The 4,542-nt window shown below is 58.9% G+C and carries 4 protein-coding genes; 3 read left to right on the top strand and 1 reads right to left on the bottom strand.

Annotated elements, in window-relative coordinates; all coding sequences use genetic code 11:
* The first annotated feature begins 53 nt into the window (after positions 1-53).
* The 3 genes from GY725_04830 to GY725_04820 all read left to right on the top strand — a co-directional run bounded on the left by GY725_04830 (position 54) and on the right by GY725_04820 (position 2,894).
* The gene (locus tag GY725_04830) at positions 54-431 is read left to right on the top strand and encodes a hypothetical protein (protein ID MCP4003499.1); all 378 of its coding nucleotides are present in this window, start codon (positions 54-56) and stop codon (positions 429-431) included.
* A gap of 386 nt (positions 432-817) precedes the next feature.
* Positions 818-1,252 carry an ankyrin repeat domain-containing protein gene (locus GY725_04825; protein MCP4003498.1) on the top strand — a complete coding sequence of 145 codons (435 nt, stop codon included), beginning with the start codon at positions 818-820 and terminating at the stop codon, positions 1,250-1,252.
* 1,141 nt (positions 1,253-2,393) lie between these two features.
* A complete protein-coding gene (locus tag GY725_04820; GenBank protein MCP4003497.1) occupies positions 2,394-2,894 on the top strand; it encodes a hypothetical protein in 501 nt (166 codons plus the stop codon).
* A gap of 590 nt (positions 2,895-3,484) precedes the next feature.
* On the opposite strand, the gene GY725_04815 is transcribed toward GY725_04820, so the two are convergent.
* A complete protein-coding gene (locus GY725_04815; GenBank protein MCP4003496.1) occupies positions 3,485-4,504 on the bottom strand; it encodes a tetratricopeptide repeat protein in 1,020 nt (339 codons plus the stop codon).
* Positions 4,505-4,542 lie beyond the last annotated feature (38 nt).

Here is a 4,542-nt window from a genome sequence, read left to right as displayed (position 1 = left end):
TGGGCGGCCGGCAGCGCCGGCCTCTGTCACCAGCTGCTATACTGCGAGGGTCAATGATGCGAGCTGTCAGAACGCCAAAGCCCGGCCAGAAGGGGACCAAGGATTGGATGACCCGCTGCGGGCCGAGTTCCCTCTGTGTCCAGTATCGCTACGACGAACACCGTCGCGAGCACTTGAAGACCGTGGCACTGGTCGTCCAACGGCATTTTGGGAACGGAAACCGGAGTCCTGGATCGCACCCAACGGGTACCCAGGTCGGCGTTGCAGCCCGGCAGGTGGCACCGCGAATCGGCTGGCGGGAGCGGGAGCGGGAGCAGCGGGTGAAGTCCGCCGGAGGCCGGTGGGATCCCGACAGGAGGATTTGGTACCTTCGGCGCTACGTGGCCGAGCGGCTCGACCTGTTGCCACGGGTGGTCGGTGGAGGTGGCTAGGCTAGAGATGGGCCGCAGGGTGCGGGATGCCTAGATCTGGTAAGCTGGAGGTAGGAGATGCCTAGATCTGGTAAGCTGGAGGCGCGAGATGCCTAGATTTAGACACCGGAGGAACTAGATGCCTAGATTTAGACACCGGAGGCGCGAGATGCCTACATCTAGACGCCGGTGGATTGGGTTCGAGATGCCTAGATTTAGACACCTCATGCCTAGATGTAGGCATCGATGCCTACATCAAGGAAGCGCGTGTCCGGTTAAGCAAGATGTTCTGCGGAAACCTCACAGCAATTGGTACGTATGTGATGCCAAGACAATCTCGAACACCGAACCTACTGATTCTGACCACTCTTGCATTGGCGTTTGGATGCAGCCCACAGGATACCACCATGAACGATGGTAAACCGGATCTTGAACTAACTGCCGAAGAAGATGCCGCACTCGAACGCGATGAAGCGATTGTTGAGGCAGTGCGGCAATTCAACGAAGGTAGCGATACGTCGTTCGCTGAACTGTTTCCAAACGCAAAGCCAGTAAGTGATGTGCTATATTGGTCACTTGTTGATCGCCCGGACGCCCGTGCGCGACTCAAACAGGCCATTGCCAATGGTGCCGACGTTAACGAAAACGGTGACAACGACTACACCCCGTTGCACGGTGCCGCAGAAGACAACATCGCAGAAAACGTCAAACTGCTGCTCGCCCATGGCGCCGACCCTGAATCGCGCACACTCGACGGCAAGACGCCGCTGGATTTAGCTGAGAATGCCGGACACAGTGAAGTCATCGCGATCCTAAAAGCGCACGCGCATGATCAACCGTAATAGCGAACATCCGCAGAACAAGGGCGTTGCAGCCGACGTGCTACCCGTATGACTGTTCGACCGTTAATGATGATAGAGAAGTGCTTGATGGTTCAAGCCGTTACGCCGTCGCTCGCACGCGGCTGAACTCAGCGTTGGGCGGCATACAGAAGGTCGTAGGTGCTAGTCATGGCTAATAGCGAGGAGGAGGTCAGGAGTCAGCTAGCGATCTGGATGCGTGACGAGGCGCGCTACAGGAAATGGACGCGACAATGCAACAGGAGACAAAGGGAGAGGGGAGAGCTCGCATACTGGCAACGCCGAGAATGGAAGCGATTCATAGAACATTATCCCCAATATTCCGAACTTACAGAATTGGATGTTCTAAGCGTTTTCCGAGTGTGCCATGTGCACTGGTTACCATTGAAGACGGCTCAGATACCCATAGTGCGAGGTCTTTGGGATGTGTGTTATACGCGCGACTTTGAAGAAGATATCGCAAAGAATGCTCCTTATAGCAAGAGCTGGGCTATTGATGCGCCTTACGAGTCGGTCATGGGAGACTTACTGGAAGTCGATCAATGCGATGAGTGTTTACAGTATGCAGAAAGGAAATGGCCAGGGCATTCCGCAGCTCCGATTCTTGATGATGATGAGCCATGCTAACAGCAGTAGGACACATAGCAGATGAAGGCGTCTAACTACAAGGCTGTAGTTGAGAGCAGCCGGGATCTGCGGCGCCCTTCTGTGCCGCTCTCGAGTCTTTGCCGGGACGCTTACGCGCGGCGACTCCGTGCCGGGGCGAATTCTTGCGCTTTCTCAAGCCAGGTTCTGAGCGCTCTCTCGACCCGAGCGGAAGAGAAGACAATCTTCGCAGATTTGGACGGCCGAAGCAAAGGACCGGATGTCGCCCAACAACGCCGATTGAGCGGACGGAAGACCGCCGCTCATCGGCGAGCCGTTCTGCGGCGCAAGGACCGAGGAGTATTTCGACTGGAGGATATGCATTCAGACAAGTGCCGATCTGACCCAAGATCCCGGAGGAGCCTGAGAGTAAGGCCTCGGGTTGAAGACGCACGGCGCTGCGGCGGGAGGCCCGGGTGGAGGGCTCTGCCCCACTCTTGAATACTCGAAACGGAAGGGCAGTGAAAGGATCGCCACGATGAAGGACGCCGAGAACCTCGACAGGCTCGAAGAAAGAAAGCTCCAACGTGAGATCGAAAAGATCGAAGCAGAAACGCGAGCGCTAGGGCGGAATCAGATTCGCAGTTGGTTGACGACAATATCTTTGATCGTCGGTATCGGCGCCTCTGTAGTCAGCGTGATAGGGACGATGACTGAGATCCAAAACAAGAACAGGCAGCTAGCAATAGAGGCTCAGATCAGATCACATCAAATATTCCTTGTTGAAGTGCTTGACCGAGTCGCTGGGGTCAAGACCGTGCATTATAAGCATGAAGGCGGCCAGCTTGTCGCGACAACGTCCGAGGGCTTCGCGCCGTCCGTGCAAGTTGGAGCCTATGCGGTTGCATTTTCTTTGGCGAACGAGTTCCCTTCCCTGCGGACTGCTGTAACGGATCTTATGGAATATAAATTGAAGCTCGGAGAAGACTCGTATGCAACGGAAATTCTCTCGAGAATTTCCGGCCTGTGGCCAGAATAGTCGCAGAACCATTCACTTGAGCGGACGGAAGACCGCCGCTCAGCTCAAGGCCGTTCGCCTGGCACCGAACCTTGACCGAGACGCTGCCCCGACCGTCACTACATCGCGGGTCTCGCTTGCCATGGCGAGTACTGGGATAATCTATCACTCCAAGATTCGCGGAGCGATAGAATCCCGCTGTTCGACAACGCTGATCGTTTCTGAGGAAAAGAACGGCGGACGCCTGGTGTTCTCCGGCGTCGGCCTTGGCGACGTCAGCGGCCGAAAATTCGCCAAGTCAATGCGGTGCGCGGGGCGCTACTGCGACAACAAAGACTTTGTGACCTGTGCCTTGTGGTGAGCCTGAGCGCCTGCGCGGCGTCGAGGCTCCCGGATCGCAGGAGGTCGACGACTGCGACAACGCGCAGAACAGCAGGATTTAGTCGGGCCGCTCGGTCTTGGTCGCCGAACGGATGGTCGCCTCACCGCCGGCCTGGCCCGTGGCCGCACCGTCTACCTGATCTACGACACCGATCTCGAGCTCGACGACCTCGACGTCTACAGTGCGCATGTGAATGCCTTGCTTTGCGGGGCGGCCCGTGTCCGAATGATCAGCTTCGCGGCATCCTGGCCTGAAGCGTCCGCTCGGCCTTGGCGATCGCGACCCCTGCGCCCTCGCGCGCTTGTGCGGATTCGAGCCACAGGCCAATTGCAGAGATCGCCTCGAAGTCGCCGGACAGCTCCCGGAAACGGCGAAAGGTGTCCTCGGCGAGGCCTTCCAGCTCCTGCCATTGGCCATAGAGTCGAAGAATGCCGGCGATATCGAGGCTCACCAGTGCGATCTCCCACGGAGCATCCAGTCTGACGAATCCGCGACGGGCGACCCAGAACGCTTGCTCGGCACGGCGGTCGAGGCCCATGGCCAGCCACGCCTTGCCCTCGATCCACTGGCAGTGATGGCGGGCTCGACTGCGTTTCTGACCACGAAGCTCGCGCCGAGCGAACTGGACATGCTCCAACGCCGTCGCCGCGACCTCAGGACTCGGGGAATGCGCCAGGGCGTTAGCCAGGTTGACCCGGGCGACCTGGTGAATGCGAACCAGGGCAGCAGAGCGCTTCCGGCCGGCACGGCGTAGCGCTGTGCCGGCGAGCCGCAAAGCTTCGCCGTGGTGTGGGGTCGCAGCGGCGAATCGACCCTGCTCGTTCAGGACATAGCCGAGGGCGGCGATAGCTGCGGCCAGTTCTTGCTGGTCCTTGCGGTTGCGAAGCAACTCGACGGCCTCTTCCGCCAGTGCCAAAGCCTCGCCGTGGCGCTTCTGGCTGACTCGAAGTATCGCCAGGCGCCGCAGCAGGTTCGCTCGAGCCCCCGGCGAGATCGCCGAAGACTCTGCAATCCGAAGAGCCTGCGCGTATTCCGATTCCGCGGCACCAAGGCGACGGGTTGCCCGGTAGGCGCCGCCGAGAGTCGCGTGGGCTCTGACCAGGTGCTCCTGATGCCGGCGCCGGCCTTCCGCACCCCTGGCTTTCGGCGTCTTCTGTGCCAGCCTGGGCGCAACTCGTGCGAGTCTCAGGCCCTCTTTCGCGTTGCTATAGATCGTCTCATCGACATGCTCAAGAAAGAGCAGCAGCAAAGTCCGATCCCAGTACCTTGGATCCTGCAGGAGATCTT

Source organism: bacterium (genome assembly GCA_024226335.1).
GTDB lineage: Bacteria > Myxococcota_A > UBA9160 > SZUA-336 > SZUA-336 > JAAELY01.
The sequence above is the reverse complement of the archived record's forward strand: the minus strand, read 5'-3'. Positions and strand labels throughout refer to the sequence as shown.

Excerpts from the sequence above, each read along its gene's own strand:
- GY725_04830 (MCP4003499.1), top strand. The coding sequence starts at position 54 with ATGATGCGAGCTGTCAGAACGCCAAAGCCCGGCCAGAAGGGGACCAAG.
- GY725_04820 (MCP4003497.1), top strand. The coding sequence starts at position 2,394 with ATGAAGGACGCCGAGAACCTCGACAGGCTCGAAGAAAGAAAGCTCCAA.
- GY725_04825 (MCP4003498.1), top strand. The coding sequence starts at position 818 with ATGAACGATGGTAAACCGGATCTTGAACTAACTGCCGAAGAAGATGCC.